Source organism: Streptomyces longispororuber, assembly GCF_014656095.1.
Classification (GTDB): Bacteria; Actinomycetota; Actinomycetes; order Streptomycetales; family Streptomycetaceae; genus Streptomyces; species Streptomyces longispororuber.
Genome location: NZ_BNBT01000020.1, coordinates 1 through 20,233, shown reverse-complemented (window position 1 = coordinate 20,233; position 20,233 = coordinate 1). Strand labels below are relative to the sequence as shown.

The following is a 20,233-nucleotide window of genomic DNA, read 5'->3' as shown; positions in this document are numbered from 1 at the left end:
GGCCGTCCAGGGGCGGCAGAGAGGTCCTCCGCGGTGCCCGCCGCGCGCGAAGAGCCACGTACCAGCAGGTCACAGCGGTGGATGTCGGAACGGACGGGTGTGTTCCGAATCATTGACATAATGCGCAGCCGTGCACAAAGTCTTCGGAGAACGTTTTCCGAGGTGTCGTCGCACAGCGACACCTCAGCCGAACAAAGAGGTTCCGCGAATGGCCAGAAAGATCATCCTCGACTGTGACCCGGGGCATGACGACGCGATCGCCATGCTGCTGGCGCACGGCAATCCGGACGTCGAACTGGTCGCGGTCACCACCGTCGTCGGCAACCAGACCCTGGAGAAGGTCACCCGCAACGCCCTGTCGGTGGCCCGCATCGCGAACATCACCGGCGTGCCCTTCGCGGCAGGCTGCCCCCGCCCGCTGGTGCGCGACATCGAGGTCGCCCACACCATCCACGGGGAGAGCGGCCTGGACGGCCCCGTCCTGCCCGAGCCGGTCCTGGAGCTCGACGGCCGCCACGCCGTCGACCTCATCATCGACACGGTGATGTCCCACGAGCCCGGCGAGATCACCATCGTCCCCACGGCGGGCCTGACCAACATCGCCCTCGCCGTGCGCAAGGAGCCCCGCATCGCCGAGCGCGTCCGCGAGGTCGTCCTGATGGGCGGCGGCTACCACACCGGCAACTGGAGCGCCGTCGCCGAGTTCAACATCAAGATCGACCCCGAGGCCGCGCACATCGTCTTCAACGAGCGCTGGCCCGTCACCATGGTCGGCCTCGACCTGACCCACCAGGCGCTCGCCACCCCCGAGGTCGTCCGGCGCATCGCCGCCGTCGGCACCCGGCCCGCCGCGTTCGTGAACGAACTCCTCGACTTCTTCGGCGCCATGTACCTCAAGGAGCAAGGCTTCGAACACCCGCCGGTGCACGACCCGTGCGCGGTCGCGTACGTCATCGACCCCGACGTCATGACCGTGCGCAAGGCCCCCGTGGACATCGAGCTGACCGGCACCCTCACCCTCGGCATGACCGTGGCCGACTTCCGCGCCCCCGCCCCCGCGGACTGCCGTACCCAGGTCGCCGTCGACCTGGACCACGGCCGGTTCTGGGACCTGGTCGTCGACGCCCTGGAGCGCATCGGCGAGGTGCCCGCGTGAACGCCTCCCTCACCGGACCCGCCGCGTCCCCGGCGGCGCCGGGCCGCCCCGTCCGCGTCTGGGTGCTGGTCGCCGCGCTGCTCGCGGCGTGCTTCGCCTTCCAGCTCAACGCGAGCATGCTCAGCCCCGCCCTCAGGAGCGTCGAGGACTCCCTCGACGCCACCGCCGCCGAGGTCGGCCTGACGCAGACGGCGTTCTTCACCTCGGCCGCGCTGTTCTCGCTGTTCCTGCCCCGCCTCGGCGACCTCGTCGGCCGCCGCCGGGTGCTGGCCGCGATGATGGTGATGATGGCCGTGGGCTGCGTCGTGGCCGCGCTCGCGCAGAGCGTGCCGATGCTGTTCGCGGGCCGCGTCATCCAGGGCGTGTCCGGGCCGACGGTCCCGCTGTGCCTGATCATGCTCCGCAACGAGGTGCACGAGCCCAAGCGGTACGGCACCCTGCTCGGCGTCATCACCGCCGTCAACGGCGGCATCGCGGGCGTCGACTCCATCGCGGGCGGCTCCCTCGCCGACCACTACGGCTTCCAGTCCGTGTTCTGGGTGATGGCCGTCGTCGCCGGTCTGGCCGCGCTGCTCGTGGCCACGCTCACGCCCGAGTCGACGGCCGCCACCGCGGGCGACACCCGCATGGACTGGCCCGGCGTGGCCCTCCTCGTCGTGTCCGTCGGCGCGGCCCTGATCGCCCTCAACGAGGCCGGCAAGCTCGGCGCCGCGAACTGGCCCCTCGTGGCCGGTCTCGCCGTCGTCGCCGCGGCCGCCTTCGCCCTGTTCTGGCGCGCCGAGGACCGCAGCGGCCACCCGCTGGTGGCCACCCGGCACCTGCGGCAGCGCTCCACGTGGGCGCTGCTCCTGACCACCGTGCTCACCATGACCGGCGTCTTCGCCGTCATGAACGGCATGATTCCGGCGTTCGCGCAGAACGCGGACGCGGGCTTCGGCATGACCGCCGAGGAGTCCGCCTGGTGGACCCTGACGCCGTACGCCCTCGCGGGCCTGGCCATGGGCCCCCTCGCGGGCCGCCTCGCCGCCACCCACGGCTACGGCAAGGTCCTGCGCTTCGGCCTCGTCGGCTCCGCGGGGACGGTCGCCCTGATGCTCCTCACGCTCCAGGCCGACTCGCGGCCGCTGCTGCTCGTCTCCTCGGTCCTGATCGGCGTCACGTACGCGGGCATCGCCAACATCGTCCTCAACGGCCTCGGCATCGTGCTGTCGCCGAAGGAAAACCCGGGCTTCCTGCCCGGCCTGAACGCGGGCGCGTTCAACCTCGGCGCGGGGCTGAGCTTCGCCGTCCTGTACGCGGTGCAGACCGCGGCCGCGCCGGCGGACAAGACCTCGGCGGCGGGCTACTCCGCCGGCATGGTCGCCGGGGTCGTCCTCATCGCGGCGGCGTTCGCGGCGTCCTTCCTCATCCCGAAGCCGGTGGAGGCGGAGGAACCCGCCTGACCCCGCCCTCGAACCCCACGCCGACCCCGGCCCGCCCCCGCGACGAACGGAGGCGGGCCGGAGCCGTTTCCGGGACGGGGCGGCGGACGAGACCGGACCCGAGCGCGGAGCAGGGGCCCTCGCGGCCGGGCCCCGGCCCACCGCGGTGTTCGCTGTGTGCCTCAGTCCTCGGGCTTGCGCAGGACCAGGAGGTGGTAGTCCACGTGCTTGCGGGTGAAGGAGCGGTAGGGCTCCATGAGGGGGTCGGTGTGGGCGAGCGCCTCCTTGCCGTAGCGCTCCTCGATCTCGTCCCGCCGGTCCTGGTACAGCACGCTCATCAGCTCGCCGCACAGCGCCGCGTTGCTGGTCATGTCCTGCGTCCGCGCGAGCTGGAAGCCCGCCTCCGCGATCTCGCCCACCAGCGTGGTCAGCGGCCGTATCGGCGGACACGCCCAGAGCGTGGTGTACGCCCCCGCTTCCGCCTCGGTGGGCGTGCCGCGCAGCGTGAACTCGGTGAACAGGAAGCGCCCGCCCGGCCGCAGGACGCGCCACGCCTCCCGCAGGCCCTTGGCGCGGTCGGACAGGTGGGGCACGCAGTCGATCGACCAGGCGGCGTCGAACGACGCGTCCGGGTACTCCAGCGCCATGGCGTTGCCGTACGCGAACTCGACCCGCTCCCCGGCGGGATGGTCCGGGCGCCGCTCCTGGCAGCGGGCGAGCTGGCTCCGGCTCACCGTGATGCCGGTGACGTGGCACCCGGTGCGCTCCGCGAGCCGCAGGGCCGGGGCGCCGGTCCCGCAGCCGATGTCGAGGACGCGCGAGCCGGGCGCCGGGTCCAGCGCCTCGACGAGGAACTCCGTCTGCCGGTCCTGCGCGGCGTCGGCCAGGCCGACCAGGCTGGTCACGCGGGTGTGCGCCCCGTGGGGCACGTACATGCCGATGTGCACGGCGCTGGACCCGAGTGTCATCGCCAGCATGTCGCCGTACTTGTCGTACATCGCCCCGACCTCGTCGGGGGTCGGAGCCGTGCCGCCGTGGACGTCCGCTGTCATGGTGGGTCTCCTCCCTGCGGGGGCGGATACCGGCGCTCCGCCCGGACAAGCCCATTGCACCCGCCCCACCCGGCTCCCGTGAGGGCGTAGTCGAGCCACGTATCAGCGGCCGCGGCCCGCGCGTACGGGGCGCCACCGCCGGGCCGGCCGCGGGGGACGGCCGCGCCCGGCGGCGGCGGTCGGCCGGGTCCCGAACGGGGGTCGGTGTGGCGGGACCCGGCCTGCGGAAGGTGGTCGGTGGATCAGCCGAACCTGACCGAGCTGAGCTTGTTGTCGAAGCCGATCCTGGACAGGTCGGCCACACTGCCCTTGATGGTCTTGGACTGGCCGGTGCAGTTGCGGCCGGACCACAGTTGCAGCGAGCCGTCCGCGGAGACGGAGGAGGTCACCTTCGGGCGGGCGACGTTCTGGCAGCCCCGGCCGGCGACGCCCTGCGAGGGCCCGTCGTCGGAGAAGTTGGGCTCGTCGAAGAGGATGGCGCTGGTGGCCGGGCCGCCCTGCTGCCCGCCGCCGGTCTCGGCCCCGCCGCCCCGCTGCCCGGCCTTCTGCCCGTTCGGGGCGACGCCGAACCAGGTGCCGCCGACGCCCTGGCCGTTGGTGTCGCCCGGCTTGAGGTCCTTGCTGAACCGGTAGACGGGCCAGCCGCCGACGGTGATTTGGCGCGTGCCGTCGGCCCGCGCGACGACACCGACGTCCGACGGCCGCACCCCGTCGACGAAGACCTTGCCGCCCGGGTTCACGAGGACCGGCGGCCAGGTCGTGGCGCACGCGCCGGCGCAGGTGGACTTCGACGGGGAGGCCGTGTCCTTGTCGAACCGGTAGAGGGTGAACCCGGCCCCGTTGACGACCACCGGATCGAGGTTCCCTGCCCTGGACGCCGAGAGCTGCACCCACGAGCGCTGCACGGACCGGCTGGCAGGCTTGCCCGGTGGATTGGCCCAGTCACCCGTCATGCGGGGCGCGTTGTTCTGCCGCGCCGTGCCGGACCGGAGGGTGAGGTCCATGGAGTCCGCCCCGCCCTGGGCGCCCGGCTGCCCGGACGAGGACGCCGAGGGTGCGGCGGGCGCCTTCGCCCCGGACGCCTTGCCGGAGCCCGAGCCGTCGCCGCCACACGCCGTCAGTGCCAGGGCACCCCCTGCCGCGAGGGTGACGAACAGGGTGGTGGTCTTGCGGGTCCTGCCGAGCATCGCGATCTCCTTCGTTCCGTCATCTGTCGGGAGCTTTCGATGCGTGAGTACGGAGCGGGCGCGGCGGGGCGTTCAGCGCGTACGAGTTCGAGACCAAACCGAGACCTTGTCCAAGTCGCGATCGAATCTTGGCCGATTCCGCCTGGTTGCCCCCGGGTGCGGGCCTGCGTCAGCCGAGCCCTTCGCCCAGCGTGGCCACCGCCGACGGCCCGTACCCGGCGCGGGCCAGGGGCTCGCGGATGTCGTGGTCGAGGTCGGGCAGGTAGCCGACGAGCACATCGGCGGGGCCGTGGACGCGCACCCCGCCGAGGGCGGCCGGCAGCAGCACGGTCTGCGCCCGGTCCAGCTCCACCGTCCGGCCGGCGCAGGTGAGGGCGGCCGGGGCGCCCGCGTTGCTCACGACGTGGGCGGTGTCGAAGGCGTGGTCGAGCGCGGCCCCGCTCCGCACCCGCCAGCGTTCCAGCGCGAAGTAGGGGCCGGCGCACAGGACCACCCGGTCGACGCCGTCGGCCACGGGCAGGCGCAGGCCCGGGACGAAATCCGGCCGCCGGTCGGGCTTCCAGCGCTCCAGAAGGGCGTCGATGTTGGCGCGCCACTCCTGGTCGGTAAGGGCGGACCCGTCCTCCATGCGGTGGCGCATCGCGTGTTCCTGGAGGTCGGACGTCTGCTCGATCTCGTAGACGAGGGTGCCGGGGCCGAAGCTGTGCAGGGTGCCCGCCGGGACGTACAGCGTCTGCCCGGCGCGGACCGGCAGACGGCGCATCACGGCGTCGAAGTCCTGCTCCAGCAGGGCGTCGCGCAGCTCGTCCCGGGACACGCCCTCGCGGACGCCCACCAGAGCGGTGGCGCCGGGCTCGGCGTCGAGGATGTGCCAGGCCTCGGTCTTGCCGTTCGGCTCGCCCTGGCCGCGCGCGGCACGGTCGTCGGGGTGCAGATGCACGGGCAGGGGCGCCGCCGCGTCGATGAACTTCGTCAGCAGCGGGAAGCGCGGCCCCCGCCACCCCCGGCCCACCAGGCCCTGCGGGTCGCGTTCCGTCAGCTCGCGCAGCGACACCCCGCCCAGCGGCCCCTCGCGCACACGCGCGCCGTCGCCGTCCACGTCGCTGACCTCCCACGTCTCGGCGATCCGCCCCGGGGGCAGGCCGGTGCGCCCGAGCCGGTCGGGGACGGCCCGGCCGCCGAAGACGTGCTGTTTGACCGGTGTGGTCAGCCGCAGGGGATACCAGTCCATGGCGCGCCCCTACAGGACGGGCTGGCCGCCGGTGACCGCGATGCGGGCCCCGGACACGTAGCTGCCCTCGTCGGAGGCGAGCAGGACGTACACCGGCGCCACCTCGGCGGGCTGGCCGGGCCGGCCGAGCGGTACGTCCTTCCCGAACCCCTCCACCTGGTCCTCCGGCATGGTCGAGGGGATGAGCGGCGTCCAGATCGGGCCCGGCGCGACGCTGTTGACCCGGATGCCCTTCTCCGCGAGGAGCTGCGACGCGGCCCCGACGAAGTTCGCGATGCCGGCCTTGGTGACGTCGTACGGCAGGAGCTGCGGGGGCGGCATGTCGGAGTTGACGGAGGTGGTGGCGATGACCGACGCGCCCGGCCGCATGTGCGGGACGGCGGCCTTGCACAGGTGGAACAGCGCGCTGAGGTTGGTCGCGAGCGTGTGGTCCCACTCCTCGTCGGGGATGTCCTCCAGCGCCTCGCGGGTCATCTGGTACGCCGCGTTGGACACGAGGACGTCGATGCGGCCGAAGGTCTCCGCCGCCGTGCGCACCACCGCGCGGCAGTGCGCCGGGTCGGCGAGGTCGCCGGGGACGAGCACCGCCTTGCGGCCGGCCCGCTCGACCCACTGCGCCGTCTCGCGGGCGTCCTCGTGCTCGTCGAGGTAGGAGATCAGGACGTCCGCGCCCTCGCGGGCGAAGGCGATGGCCACGGCCCGTCCGATCCCGCTGTCGCCGCCGGTGATCACGGCGGCCTTGCCCGCGAGGCGTCCGGAGCCGCGGTACGTCTCCTCGCCGTGGTCGGGCCGTGGGCGCATCGGGCCGGTGGCGCCGGGCGGGGTCTGCTGCTGCGGGGGCTGGTTCATGGAGTCCTCCTGCCGACGACGTGCGGAGGCCCGCCCTCGCGGACCTCGCCGCCCACCGGGGGCAGGTGGCGAGAGAGGGGTGCGGGCCCTCATGGCGTGTAGCCGCTTTCGGGTGTTTCTATGCTTATGGGAAGAAAGAGAACCCCATGGCCGGGCCCGGCTGCCCGGCCACGGCACCCCACCCGGGTGCTGGACGCGCCCCGCACCCGACAAAGGCGGTGCGGAGGATGTCGGGTGGCCGGGGCCGGTGCCGGAGCACGATGGCCGCATGGACGACACGACCTTGGTATCCCGTTTCCTCCGCGACGGCTTCGTGAAGGTGGAGGGCGCGGTCGCGCCGCGCGTGGCCGCGGACTGCGCGCGCCTGCTGTGGCGGGAGATGGGCTGCGACCCCAACGACCCCGCGACGTGGACACGGCCCGTGCACTGGGTGGGCGGCATGGCACAGGGGCCGTTCGCCGCCGCCCCCAACTCCCCGGCCCTGCACCACGCGTACGACCTGCTCGTCGGCCCCGGACGCTGGGAGCCGCGCTACTCCCTGGGCACGTTCCCGCTGCGCTTCCCGCACGCGGAGGAGCCGGACGACGCGGGCTGGCACATCGAGGGCAGCTACCTCCCGGAGGGCGAGAGCTGGTCCTTCACGAACCTGCGCTCCCGGGGCCGGGCGCTGCTGATGCTGTTCCTGTTCAGCGAGGTCGGCGAGGAGGACGCCCCGACCCGGATCCGGGTCGGCTCGCACCTCGACGCCCCGAAGGTCCTCGCGCCGTACGGGGAGGACGGGGCGAGCGGCCTCGCCCTCGCGCCCGCTCTCGTGGCGGCCTCCGACCACCGGCCGCTCGCCCTCGCCACCGGATCCCCGGGCGACGTCTACCTGTGCCATCCGTTCCTGGTGCACGCGGCGCAGCCGCACCACGGGACGCGCCCGCGCTTCATGGCCCAGCCGCCGCTGCTGCCGGCCGCGCCGTACGACCTGGAGCGGTCCGACGGCGCGTACGCCCCCGTGGAGATCGCGATCCGCCGCGGTCTGGGGAAGGACACCCCCGGCCGGGAACCGGGACACGTATCCTGAGCCGCGCGCGGAGCGGGCCGGTTCCGGCGGTCCCGCAAGGGCCGCGGGGGCCGCCGCGCCGGCCCTCCTGATCCACCCTCGCCGGTCGACTCCCAGGAGCCCTCATGCCGTACGACGCCGCACGCGTCAACAGCAGCGTGCCGCACTCCGCCCGCATCTGGAACCACTGGCTGGGCGGCAAGGACTGCTACGCCGTCGACCGCGAGGTGGGGGACCGGATCCGCGCGGCCAACCCGGGGATCGTGGACATCGCGCGCGCCCAGCGGGCCTTCCTCGTGCGTGCGGTGGAGTTCCTCGTGCGCGAGGCGGGCATCCGCCAGTTCCTGGACGTCGGCACGGGGCTGCCCACCGCGGACAACACCCACGAGGTCGCCCAGCGCCTCGCCCCGGAGTCACGCATCGTCTACGTCGACCACGACCCGATCGTGCTCTCCCACGCCGAGGCGCTGCTCACCAGCACCCCCGAGGGCGCGACCGGGTACATCGACGCGGACCTGCGCGACCCCGGCACCATCCTGGAACAGGCCGCCGCCACCCTGGACTTCACCCGGCCCGTGGCCCTGCTGCTGCTCGGCATCACCGCCCACGTGACGGACGACTCCGTCTACGCGCTCGTCGGCCGCCTGGTGGACGCCCTGCCGTCGGGCAGCCACCTCGTGCTGTGCGACGACACCGAGGTGCTCGACCCCGAGGGGATGCGCGAGATGATCCGGCAGTGGAACGAGGCGGGCGACAACCCGCGCGTCAACCGCAGCCCGGAGCAGCTCGCCCGCTTCTTCGACGGCCTGGAGCTCCTGGAGCCCGGCGTGGTGTCCGTCTCCCGCTGGCGCCCGGCGCCGGGCGCGGCCCGCCCGCCCGCCGAGGTCGACGACTTCGGCGGCGTGGCGCGCAAGCCCTGAGGCGGCCCCCGCGGGACCCGGGGGCCTTGGGACGGCCCGGGCGCGCCCTCCCGTGCCCCCGTGAACACGGGCCGGGCGCCCGGGGCGGCGCGCATCTTGCGGGGCGGTTGTTGCGTGCATGACGATGGCGGCATGGTGAATCCGACGGGCACCCCTCGGCGTACCCTCCTCACCGGCGCGGCGGCCACGGCGGCCGCGGCCGTCGCCGTCCAGTCCACCGGCGCGGCCGCGGCGGGCGAGCGGGTCCGGCTCGCGCCGCAGCGGCCCCCGCGCGAACTGCGCGCCCTGCTGCGGGAGATCGACCACCGCCGCATCGAGGCGACCGTGCGGCGCCTGGTCGCCTTCGGCACCCGGCACACCCTCTCCGCGCAGGACGACCCCGAGCGCGGCATCGGCGCGGCCCGCGACTGGATCCTCGCGCGCCTGCGGGAGTACGCCCGGGCGTCCGGCGGCCGGATGACCGTCGAGCTCCAGTCCTACGTGCAGCAGCCGGGCCCCCGCATCCCGGCGCCGACCAGGATCTCGAACGTCGTCGCCACCCTGCGCGGCACGACGTCCCCCGACCGTCTGTACGTGGTCTCCGGGCACTACGACTCCCGCGTCAGCGACGTCATGGACCACACCAGCGACGCCCCGGGCGCCGACGACGACGCCTCCGGGGTCGCCGTCGTCATGGAACTGGCCCGCGTCATGGCCACCCGCAGGACCGGCGCGACCCTGGTCTTCGCCGCCGTCGCGGGCGAGGAGCAGGGCCTGTACGGCGCCGCCCACCTCGCGCAGAGCTACAAGGAGCGGCGGGCCGACGTCCAGGGGATGTTCACCAACGACATCGTGGGCAGCTCCACCGCCGACGACGGCACCCGCGACCCGCACACGATCCGGCTGTTCGCCGAGGGCGTGCCCACCTCCGAGACCCCGCAGGAAGCCGAGGTCCGGCGCTCCGTCGGCGGCGAGAACGACTCGCCCGCACGTCAGCTCGCCCGGTTCGTCCGGGACGTCGCCGACCCCCGTGCGACCGGGATGGAGGTCCGCGTGATCCACCGCCGCGACCGCTACCTGCGCGGCGGCGACCACATCCCGTTCCTCGAACGCGCCTACCCGGCCGCCCGGTTCACCGAGCCCGCCGAGGACTACGCCCACCAGCACCAGGACGTCCGCGTCGTCGACGGCAAGCAGTACGGGGACCTGCCCGAGTTCTGCGACTTCCCGTTCATCGCGCGCGTCGCCCGGGTGAACGCCGCGACCCTGTGGAGCCTGGCCCAGGCGCCGGGCACCCCGCGCGGCGCCAGGATCCTGACGGCGGCGCTGACCAACGAGACGGAACTGGTCTGGGAGCGGGGCACCGAGCCGGACCTGGCGGGCTACGAGGTCGTGTGGCGCGAGACGACCTCGCCGGAGTGGACCCACGCCACGCCGGTCGGCGACACCACCCGCCACACCGTCGACCTGTCCAAGGACAACGTGTTCTTCGGCGTCCGCGCGGTGAACCGCGCGGGCCTGCGCAGCCCGGTGGCGTTCCCGGCGCCGCAGCGCTGACGGACACGGCGCCCGGCCGACAACGTCCCCTCACCGGTTCCGTACCCACCAGGTGAACAAAGTGACGACCGCGGCCCCGGCCGCCGTCGCGAAACCGCGGACCGCGCCGTGCGCGGCAGTGCGGCCGAGCCGCCGGATCGTGGTGTTCCTGGCGTTCCGCACGAGGAGCCCCCTCTGTGGCGCCCGGCCCGCTGCCGGGGTGTGGGCGCCACCTTGTCGGCGGTGCCCACGGGCATGCCAGGACACCGGGCACACCGGGCGGAACTCTCCTACGTTGCTGCTCAGCGCCTGCCCGGCCGGTGCCCGCAACGGGCACGTCCCCGGCACGGGCAGCAACGAGGGAGCCGACGCATGACGAGGGACGCCCGCGCGCTCTACGACGCGCTGCGCGTACTGCGGCAGAGAGCCACCACGGCCCGGAAGGCGAGGGGCGAGCCCTTCTCGCAACGCGCCGTGGAGAAGGCCCTGGCGCGACCGCCGTACGACCACCCGGACTTCAACGGCCAGCGGATCAGCGCCTGGATCCCCGAGGAATTCGCCAAGGCACAGGTCCCCGCCGAGGGCAGCGAGCAGACCGTGTGGCAACTGGTGCGCCTATGGAGCGACTGGGCCGGGGAGACACCGGACAAGCGGGCCTGGCTGGACCTGGTCGGCCGGGCCCAGCGATCGCGCGGCCGGCAGGGGACGCCGTCCCCACCGCGGAACCGCCCCGGCGGCCACGGCGCGTACGGCGACGTGTTCGACCGGCTGGACGGCACCCCGTTCACCGAGCGGCCCTGGCTGACCGACCGGATCGACGCCTTCGTCGCGGACCGGCCGCGCGGCTACTTCTTCGTCGAGGGCGGGACCGGGGTGGGCAAGACCACGCTGATCGCCCGGCTCGCCGCGGACCGCGGCCATCCGCACCACTTCACCGCGGGCCACAGTAGCCGCCGCAGGACCGAGGACGCGCTGCGCAGCCTCGGCGGCCAACTGGCCGCACGGTACGGCCTGGAGGAGTCCGGCGACCTCGGCGACCTCGTCGGGGCCGGCCACCCGGTCGCCTTCCGCAGGGTCCTGTGCGCGGCCGCCGAGGCGGCGAGGCAGCGGGGACGGAAGGCGGTGCTGCTCGTCGACGGCCTCGAACTCGCTGACGAGCACCGGCCGATGCCCCTCGGCCTGCCCGACGAGCTGCCCGACAACGCCTACGTGATCGCCACCCTCGCCGACGGCTTCCCCCTGCACGGCCGCAGGCCCCCGCGCGACCACGTCCACATCGGCGCGCATGCCGAGCAGTCCCTGGACGACATGCGCCGCCACATCGACCGGGCCCTGGAGTCCGACGAGGTGCTGCGCGACCGGATCAGGCCCATGCCGCCCGCCGCGTTCCGCGAGGTGCTCGCACGGCACTGCGCGGGCCTGTGGATCCTGCTGCGGCACCTGCTCGACGAGCTCCGCGCCGGGCTGATCCGGCCCGAGGCCCTGCCCACGCTGCCCGGGCGCCTGTGGACCCACTACAGCCACAAGCTCGACGAGCTGACACCCGAGGAGCTCGACCTGGCCCTGCCGGCGCTGAGCACCCTCGCCTGCGCCGAGGAGCCGCTGCCGCTGGACACCGTGGTGGCGCTGGCGGGCATCGAGGACACCGCCCGGCACCGGCGCGAGCTGCGGGCCATGGTGGCGGGACGGCTCCGGCAGTTCGTCGTGACCGAGGGCGACGGGGAGGCCACCCGCTACGCCCCCGACCACGGCAGCGTGCGCGACTACTTCACGGGCCGGCTCCCGGACCGCGCCATGACCGGCGACGAGCCGCGGCTCGACCTGCTCCGGGACGCGGTCGACCGGGCACGGCACCGGATCGTCGACCGCTACGTGCTGGCGCTGTTCGGCACCTGGGACGACTTCCCGCGCGCCCTGGCGGCGCACCCGGCCGAGCTGGGCCGGATGGACGGCGGCTACGGGCTGCGCAACCTCGCCCGGCACCTGGAGACCGCCGGAAAGACCGAGGCGCTCCACCGACTGCTCGCGGCCGAGGCCGTGCTCCCGGGGGACGGGCCCGGCGCCCCCACGAACATCTGGTTCGCCGCCCACGAGCGGCACGACTCCCTGGGCGCGTACCGGAACGACGTGGCCCTCGCGCGCCGGCTGGCGGCCCGCACGACCGACCACGACCTGGCCCGCGGCAGGCGCGCCACGTCGATCGGCCGGGAGGTCCGGTACGCGCTCATGGACGCCGGCGTGGCGTCGATCGTCCGGGCGAGCGACGCCAACGTCACGCAGGCCGTGCTGTGCAGGCTGGTCGAGGAACGCGTATGGGACCCCGCGAAGGCCCTCGACCGCGTCCAGGCGGTGCGCGATCCGCGAACCCCGCTCAACCTCCTCGCCGCGCTGGTGCGGGCGCGGCGCGACGACGGCGGCCCCTGCCTGTCCGGGGAGGACGCCGTGGCCGCGTGGGACCTGCTCCAGCCCCTGGACACCCCGCGGGCGTACACGGTGGCGGGCGAGCTGCTGCCCCGCCTGCCCGGACCGCGCCGGGCCGCGATCGCCGCGGAACATCTGCGCCGCGGGCTCGACCCCTCGACCCCCGGGCGGACGCTGGTCCTCGGCACGCTCGCGGGCTGCCCGGGCGAGGCGGACCTCGACGCCGCCGTGGACGCGGTGCTGGCGGCGGGCGACGACGAGCGGCACACCGCCGCCGCGCTGACCGCGCTGCTGCCCCACGTCCCGCGGGCCGCCCTGGAGCGGATCCTCCCCGCCGTCGACGGCCGGCCCCCGCAGGCGCCCGGATGGGGACTCACGCACCGGGCGCTCGCGCTGCGCCTGGCCGCCGAGGACCTCCACCCGGACCGGGTGGCCGCACACGTCACGGCCGAGCTGTTCGCGCTGATGCACGACGGCCTGGGGCTGGTCACCGTCACGGCCGCTCGCCCCGTGCCCGACACCGGCCCGATCCGGGCGCTGCTGACGGCCCTGGACGCCTCCCGCCGCACCCGGGTGCTGGACACCGTGCTGGACCGGATCGCCGAGCAGCGGCACTGGGGGATCACCGGGATGCTCGCCGGGATCGGCGGGTTCCTGTCCGGGCCACCGGTGGACCGGGCGCTCGCGACGGCCCGCTCCCTCTCCCCGGTCCACCACCCCGGCGCCAGGGCCGGGGCGCTGGCCGCGCTGCTGCCCGCGGTCCCGGATCGGCACCGGCCGGACCTGGTCGCCGAGGTGCTCCGGACGCTGCCCGCCCGGGGCTCCGCCGACGACCACCGACGCGGGGAGACGCTCCGTGCGCTGGCCGGCCACGTCGACGAGGAGCACACCTCCCGGGTGGAGGACCTGGTCCGGGACCTGGCGGAGACCGAACGGGCGGGGCCGCTCGCCCTGCTGGCCGGCCGCGGGCCGGGGCACGCGGGCGTACGGCTGCGCGAGGAGGCCCTCGCGATCGCCGCCCGACACCACGGCCGACGGCGCGCGGACATCCTCATCGAGGTCGCCCCGCACCTGGACCACCGGACCCGCCTGCGGGCGTTCGAGCTGGTGGCGGGCGTCGGCCACGACAAGGCGGACCAGGAGTACCGGGACGCCGCGCTCGACGCCCTCGCCGTCGGCGCCGGGCACGAGGAGGAGCTGTGCCACGCCCTGCGCGCCGCCGGGCGGATCCACGACCACCTGCCCCAGGCGGCCGCGCTCGCCGCGCTGGCGGGCCAGGTCCCCACGGGTGAGCGGCCCCGCCTGCGCCGCCGCGTCGAGGAGCTCCTGACGTCGCTCGCCCCGCAGGACCGGGCCGGCCCGCTGATCACCCTGGCCGCCGCGCTCCCGGCCAGGGAACACGACGAGGTGCTGCGCCGCGCCGCCGACCTCGTCCCCGCGAGAGGCGAACCCGGCGACCACGGCTTCCTCGACAGGCTGCGCGCGGTACGGCCCGTCCTCACCGACCGGGAGGTCCGCGACCGGCTGGTGGACGCCGCCCGCTGGACCCCGGGCCGGGGCTGGGAGGGCCTCGACGTCTGGGCCGCGCTGGCACCGCCGGGCCGCACGGGCCACCGGCTCCTGAAGAAGCCGCAGAAGGCCGCGTACAAGGGGCTCCGGCGCGGCGGGGAGCACGAGATCGCCCAGTGCATCGCCCTGCTCGCACCGCACGTACCCGCGAAGGCCGTCGCCGCGATGTCGTCAGCGGCCGAGCGGCGGCACGAGGCGGTACGGGCCCTTCCGCTGGCCGCGCTGGCGCACCGGCTCACCGGGCCCGACCGCGCGCGTGTCGTCCGCCAGGTCCTCGCCGACCTCCGCTCCGCCACGCGGGTGGACGCCCACGCCGTCGGCGCGCTCGCCCAGGTGATGACCGCACCCGAACGTGACGGGCTCCTCGACGCCGTCCTGCCCCGGCTGGAACGGGCTCAGTGGCCGTACGACCTCCTCGCCAGGATGCTCCCCTCCCTGTCGGAGCGGCAGCGCGCCCGCGCCCTGGCGGCGGGGGCCGCGCTGCTGCCCGAGCGACTCAAGCTGCCGGGGGAGGACTTCACCGCCGTGGCGGCCCACGCGGACCAGCCGTTCCTCCGGGCCCTCGTCGAGGAGGCCCGGTACCGGCCCGTGCACAGGGCCCACGCGGTCGCCGCGGCGCTGGACTCCCCCTCGGCGGCTCCGCACGCGGTGTCGTGGAACGGGAGCACCGCGAACGGCCTCCCCCCGGTACGCGAACTCCTCGCGGACCTCACCCGGCCCGGTCTGCTCGCGGTGGTGCGGGCCGCCGCGCCGCACGTGGGCCACCACGGCGGCATGGCGGCCGCCCAGGAGTGCGTCAGCGCGGTCGAGGACGTGGTGCGCTGGTGGCCCTGATGCCGTCGTCCGCCCCGGGGCCGGAAGGGCCGGGCTCCGCTGCACGCCCCGGCGGCGCGGCAGGGGGGACGGGGTCGACCGCGTCCCCGGGGCGTGTGCGCCGACGGTCAGCGCGGGGCGGCCGTGCCCGTGGGCCGGGCGGTGCCCGAGTACACGACGTCGACCAGCAGGACCCGGTCGTTGCCCGGCGTGGTGTCCCGGTCCGCGGACGTGGTCAGCCAGATGTCGCCGTCACGGTCGACCTCCGGGGTGCGCAGACGGCCGTACGTGCCCGAGAAGTACGTCCTCTCGTCGACCAGGTTGGAGCCGGCGTCGATGCGCATGCGGTACAGGCGCTGGCCCCGCGTGGTCGCCACGAACACGTGGTCGTTGACGACCGTCAGGCCGCTGGGCGAGCCCGCGGACACCGGCCAGGTCTTCTTCGGCGCGATGTACCCGGCGCAACTGCCGTTGGTTCCCTCGCAGTTCGGCCAGCCGTAGTTGCCGCCCTTATGGACCAGGTTGACCTCGTCCATGACGTTGTTGCCGAACTCCGCCTGCCACAGGCGGCCCTGCGAGTCGAAGTCAAGGCCCTGCGGATTGCGGTGGCCGATGGACCACACGGCGTTGCCGAAGGGGTTGTCCGCGGGGATCGAGCCGTCCGGGTTGATGCGCAGGATCTTGCCGTTGAGGGAGGTGCGGTCCTGCGCCAGCGAGGTGTTCTGCGCGTCGCCCATGCCGGCGTACAGCTTGCCGTCGGGGCCGAACCGCAGCCGGCCGCCGTTGTGGTAGCGGTTCTTGGCCATGCCCCTGAGGAGCACGGTGTACCCGCTGAGCCTGTCGTTCTCCAGCTTCATACGGGCGATGCGGTTGCCCTCGGTGGAGGTGTGCAGGAAGTACAGGTAGTGGTCGGTGGCGAAGGTCGGCGAGACCTCCAGGCCCATCAGGCCGCCCTCGCCGCCCGTGGCCTGGGACTGCGGGACCTTGCCGAGGAGCGTGCGCTGGCCGGACTTGGTCAGGCGGTAGACGTTGGCGGTGTTGCGCTCGGTGTAGACCCCCGATCCGTCCGGCAGGAACGCCAGGCCCCACGGCACGTCGGCGCCGCTCGTGAGGGCGGTGACCTTGCCGGGCTCGGGGGTGCCCGGCTCGGGGGCCGGAGCCGCGTCGGCCGCGGGCAGGGCGGCACCGAGCGCGAGGGCGGTGGCCGCGGCCACCAGCACGCTGGACGTACGGGACGGGTGGCGTCGGGTGAATGACACGGTGTCCTCCAGGGAGTGGGGGATCGATCGGTACGTGGGGGCGTGGGGGAGGGGATCGACGGCCCTGGCAGTTAGGAACCCTTCCTGTCGGTGGGGCACGCTAGGAGCGTGTGGTGTACCTGTCAATGCGTGCGGTCGGCCGTTCTGCGACGGCCCCGTGAGACGCCCGCGGACGGCCTCGTGAGGCGTCCGCGCGGCCGCCGAGAGGTGTGCGCGGGCGGCCGCGCGGGGTGGCCTCGTGCCGCGGCGGCCCTCGTACCGGACGTCGATCCGGTACGAGGGCCGCCGCGTCGCGGTGCGTCGCGCGGGACGCCCCGGTCGAAGCGGCGGGTGGGCGTGCCGGGCCGCGCGGCGTCGGCCGGGGCCCGGCGGACGCGGCTCTAGTGGTGGCCGCGCTTCTTCAGCGTGCAGACGGCCTTCGCGGACTTGCGCGGGTCGCTCTCCGACCGGGCGGTGAGCGTCACCCGGCCGTGCCGGTCGGCGTCGCGCCGCGCGCTCACGGCGACGTCGACCTCCGCGGAGTGGCCGGCCCGTGCGGTGGCGAGGCGGTTGGGCAGCCAGGCGGACCAGCCGTGCCCGGACGCCTGGGCGGAGAGGCGGTAGACGTCGGAGCGCAGGTAGCGGTCCACCTTCTCGGGGTGCCCGGAGCCCGACGGCGCCCCGCGCCCGGTGTTGGTGAGGTCGAAGGAGCACACGGCCCGGCGTTCGGCCGTGCCCGTGGCGTGCCCGCGGTCGAGCGCGACGCCCCGGCGCTGCGGGCCCGCGCCGTCGAGCGACTTGACGGCGAGGGTGTACGAGAGCACCCCGTCGCGGCGGCGGTCGATGTCGAGGACGTAGAAGTGCAGCCGGTTGGCCCTGTCGACGTACTCGTACGAGCTGCCGGAGTCGGCTCCGGCGTGCAGCAGGGCGTCGCTGAGCTGCCGGTAGTCACCCATGGTGATCTTCTGGAGGGTGCCGTCGGGCCGCTTGAAGTCGACCATGTCGATGTCCTCGGGGTGCGCGTCGACCACCCACGCGAACGGCGCCCGGTCCTGGTTCTTGGTCTTGGCCAGCAGCACCCCGTGGTCGGGCGTGAAGGAGTCCATGCCCATGCGGTCCACGACCTCGACGGTGTAGTTCTCGTAGCCGCCGCCGTCGCACAGCGGGTCCCGGTCCGGGGAGCAGGCGGGGGACAGGTCGCGGCCCATGGCGATGTTGACGCCGCTCAGCCCCTTCGCGCCGGGCGGCGCCGACCGCGCCGTCACGCGGGCCACGACCGTGCCGGAGTCCTTGAGCGCGTCGCGGTCCAGGCGCAGCACGTTCTTCTCGTCGACGATGCCGAGCTTGAGCTTGTCGCGCAGGATGTGCTGGGAGCCCATGGACCCGCCGTTGGTGGCCGGGATCTGCCAGCGGGTGTGCGGGCCGCCGGGTCCGTTGAAGGAGCCGCGCGAGAGCATGCTCCAGATGCCGGTGTAGGCGCGGCGCAGCGGCTTGGCGTACGGGTTGTTGTAGTTGTCGCCGATCCCCAGGATGTGGCTGAGTTCGTGCGCGTACACGCCCATCCCGGAGCTCTCGGCCTGCGTCGAGGAGCCGGACGTGGCGTTGGGCCAGATGCGGGCCGCCGCCGCCCATGAGGTCCACGGCACGTACCGGGTCTCCGCCCAGTTGGCGCCGGAGGCGATGGGCGAGGGCGGGCCCCAGGCGGGCGGCACGGCCTGCGGCGAGGCGAACTTCATCTGCCCGAACTCCTGCCACACGGACGACTCGTCCTGCCCGGCGGTGAGGAAGAAGACGAAGTCGTACTTGGCGGTCTCGCCGCCGCCCACGTCGGCGGTCCAGGCGGCCTTGCCGTCGGCGCGGATGTCCTTGCCGCAGCTCGCGCGGAGCGGACACGCGCCCGGGTTCATCTGGTCCTCGATGCCGTACTGGAAGGACTTGTGCGGCATGCGGTAGACGCCGAACGCGGTCAGGTCGACGCCGATGCGGCCGCCGGAGTCCTCCATCCAGTACTCGTTGATGGTGTGGCCGTGGTTCAGCTTGCCGGGCTTGTTGAGCAGGTCCCGGTAGAAGGCGGGCAGTCGGGAGCGCGGCACGCCGGAGGCGCTCGGCTGCGGATTGCCGAAGAGGCTGGATCCAGCCGGTTTGCTGACCGTGAACTCCTCGTCGGGGTAGTCGAGGAGCACCAGGGCGCCCTTGAAGGTGCGCTGCGTGGGCTTCAGGTCGGGGTTCGCCCAGTCGGTGCCGGGCACGGACCGGTGGTCGGCCCACGTCATGTCGTCGGGGTTCTGCCAGCGCTGCGGGTCGATGGGCTGCACGAGGGGCGGACGGCGCGTGGGCTCGGGGGCCGCCTGGGCGGGGCCGCCGGTGGCCAGGGCGGGGACGGCGAGGCCCACGAGTGCCGCGAGGAGGCCGAGGCGGCGGGCCGGGACACGGCGCGCTCGGGCGCGGCGCGGGGGCGCGGTGCGCGGGAGCGCGGAGCGCGAGGGGTGCGGACGACGGAGGAACAAGGGTCACCTCTTGCCTGATGGGGGTGGACAAGAACATGACAAGCCGTTCAGCGGTACCCTCCGCCCGGTACCTCTGGGGAGTCAACAGCCTTTCGGGACGGTTCTGCCTGGTGCGGTGGAGCGGTGCGGCCGGGGCGACGCCCGCGCCCTGCCGGGGGTGCGGCCTTGCCGGGGGTGCGGCCCTGCCAGGGGTGCGGCCCTGCCGGTCAGCGAGGCCTGCCGGTCAGCAGGCCCGCCGGTCGGCGAAGTCGTCCGTTCACCGAGGCCGACCGGTCGGCCGGGCCCAGCCCGTCGGCCGGGCCCAGCACGTCGGCCGGGCCCAGCACGTCGGCCGGGCCCAGCACGTCGACCGGGCCCAGTCCGTCGGCCAGGCCCGGCCGGTCGGTCGGGCCCGGCCGGTCAGCGAGGCCGTCCGGTCAGCGCGCCCCGAAGTTCTGCGTCCACCAAGGCCCCCCGGAACCCTCCTCGATCCCCACGCCGAGCTCCTTGAAGGAGCAGTTGAGGATGTTCGCGCGGTGGCCGTCGCTGTTCATCCAGGACTTCATCACCGCGGCGGCGGACTGCTGGCCCCGGGCGATGTTCTCGCCGTAGGTGCTCCACTTGTAGCCCGCCGCCGTGATCCGCCGACCGGGGTCGGTGCCGTCGGGCGACGTGTGGTCGAAGTAGTTGCGCGCCCGCATGTCCGCCGAGTGCCGCTGCGCGGCGGTGGCGAGCTTGCTGTTGTGCGTGAGCGGACCGCATCCGGCCTTGGCCCGTTCGGCGTTCACCAGGCTCAGGACCTGCCGGGCCTTCGACCCGGACGGTGCCGCGGGGACGGGCGCCTTCCGGGTGGGGCGGGGCGCGGTGGACGTCGTGGCGGGGGCGGGCCGCGCGGGCTTCCCCGCCTTCTTCCGGTCCGCGCGCGAGGGACCCTCGGCCGGCTCGGACTTCTTCGCCTTCTCGCCCTTGTCGCCCTTCGGGCCCTTCTCCGCCTTCTTCGACTTCTCGGACTTGTCCGACCTATCGGACTTCTTGGACTTCGAGGGCGACGCGGAGGCCGACGCCGACGGGCTCGACCCGTCCTCGGCCGACGGCGCCAGCGAGGACTCGTCCGACTTCAGCGCCACCGCCGAGCCCTTGTCGGAGGAGTCGGGGGAGTCGTCGGCGAGCTGCATGGCACCGAGCAGCGCGGCGATGGCCGTGACCCCGGCGCCCGCGCCCACCGCCTGCCGCCGCCGTCGTACGCCGCGCCGCCCCTGCCGCAGCCGGGCCCGCGACCCGGTGGCCCCGGCCGGGGAGATCGCCGTCACCTGGTCGGCGCCGTCAC

The 20,233-nt window shown here is 74.5% G+C and carries 13 protein-coding genes; 6 read left to right on the top strand and 7 right to left on the bottom strand.

Annotation, left to right across the window (positions count from 1 at the left end; translation table 11 throughout):
- The first annotated feature begins 208 nt into the window (after positions 1 to 208).
- Together uriH and uriT are read left to right on the top strand one after the other, a co-directional pair.
- Positions 209 to 1,156, top strand: a complete 948-nt coding sequence (gene uriH / locus IE330_RS09620) for a uridine-preferring nucleoside hydrolase UriH (RefSeq protein WP_190135479.1) — start codon at positions 209 to 211, stop codon at positions 1,154 to 1,156.
- The gene (uriT, locus tag IE330_RS09615) at positions 1,153 to 2,598 is read left to right on the top strand and encodes a uridine transporter UriT (protein WP_190135478.1); all 1,446 of its coding nucleotides are present in this window, start codon (positions 1,153 to 1,155) and stop codon (positions 2,596 to 2,598) included. Before uriH ends, uriT begins: the two co-directional genes overlap by 4 nt.
- 161 nt (positions 2,599 to 2,759) lie before the next feature.
- Here the strand turns inward: uriT and IE330_RS09610 are convergent, their stop codons facing one another.
- The 4 genes from IE330_RS09610 to IE330_RS09595 all read right to left on the bottom strand — a co-directional run bounded on the left by IE330_RS09610 (position 2,760) and on the right by IE330_RS09595 (position 6,896).
- On the bottom strand, positions 2,760 to 3,629 hold the full coding sequence (locus tag IE330_RS09610; RefSeq protein ID WP_190135477.1) for a class I SAM-dependent methyltransferase: 870 nt from the start codon (positions 3,627 to 3,629) through the stop codon (positions 2,760 to 2,762).
- A gap of 242 nt (positions 3,630 to 3,871) precedes the next feature.
- A complete protein-coding gene (locus IE330_RS09605; RefSeq protein ID WP_190135476.1) occupies positions 3,872 to 4,816 on the bottom strand; it encodes a hypothetical protein in 945 nt (314 codons plus the stop codon).
- A gap of 169 nt (positions 4,817 to 4,985) precedes the next feature.
- Entirely contained in the window at positions 4,986 to 6,047 is a 1,062-nt protein-coding gene (locus IE330_RS09600) for a class I mannose-6-phosphate isomerase (protein WP_190135475.1), read from the bottom strand.
- A 9-nt stretch (positions 6,048 to 6,056) separates the two neighbouring features.
- A complete protein-coding gene (locus tag IE330_RS09595) occupies positions 6,057 to 6,896 on the bottom strand; it encodes an SDR family oxidoreductase (RefSeq protein WP_190135474.1) in 840 nt (279 codons plus the stop codon).
- Positions 6,897 to 7,164: 268 nt separating this feature from the next.
- On the opposite strand from IE330_RS09595, the gene IE330_RS09590 reads away from it, so the two are divergent.
- The 4 genes from IE330_RS09590 (at position 7,165) to IE330_RS09575 (ending at position 15,203) form a co-directional block, all read left to right on the top strand.
- Entirely contained in the window at positions 7,165 to 7,965 is an 801-nt protein-coding gene (locus tag IE330_RS09590; protein ID WP_190135473.1) for a phytanoyl-CoA dioxygenase family protein, read from the top strand.
- A gap of 104 nt (positions 7,966 to 8,069) precedes the next feature.
- Positions 8,070 to 8,864: an SAM-dependent methyltransferase gene (locus tag IE330_RS09585; RefSeq protein WP_190135472.1), complete on the top strand. Its 795-nt coding sequence runs from the start codon at positions 8,070 to 8,072 to the stop codon at positions 8,862 to 8,864.
- 132 nt (positions 8,865 to 8,996) lie between these two features.
- Entirely contained in the window at positions 8,997 to 10,400 is a 1,404-nt protein-coding gene (locus tag IE330_RS09580; protein ID WP_190135471.1) for a M20/M25/M40 family metallo-hydrolase, read from the top strand.
- A 351-nt stretch (positions 10,401 to 10,751) separates the two neighbouring features.
- The gene (locus IE330_RS09575) at positions 10,752 to 15,203 is read left to right on the top strand and encodes a hypothetical protein (RefSeq protein ID WP_190135470.1); all 4,452 of its coding nucleotides are present in this window, start codon (positions 10,752 to 10,754) and stop codon (positions 15,201 to 15,203) included.
- A gap of 107 nt (positions 15,204 to 15,310) precedes the next feature.
- Here IE330_RS09575 and IE330_RS09570 read toward each other — a convergent pair whose 3' ends face one another.
- The 3 genes from IE330_RS09570 to IE330_RS09560 all read right to left on the bottom strand — a co-directional run.
- Positions 15,311 to 16,441 (bottom strand): PQQ-dependent sugar dehydrogenase, encoded by a 1,131-nt coding sequence (locus tag IE330_RS09570; protein ID WP_229925515.1) that lies wholly within the window; start codon positions 16,439 to 16,441, stop codon positions 15,311 to 15,313.
- Positions 16,442 to 16,821: 380 nt separating this feature from the next.
- Positions 16,822 to 18,927: a M6 family metalloprotease domain-containing protein gene (locus IE330_RS09565; protein ID WP_229925514.1), complete on the bottom strand. Its 2,106-nt coding sequence runs from the start codon at positions 18,925 to 18,927 to the stop codon at positions 16,822 to 16,824.
- A 416-nt stretch (positions 18,928 to 19,343) separates the two neighbouring features.
- Positions 19,344 to 20,233 (bottom strand): CAP domain-containing protein (locus IE330_RS09560; RefSeq protein WP_229925513.1); only part of this gene is annotated, 890 nt, incomplete at its 5' end.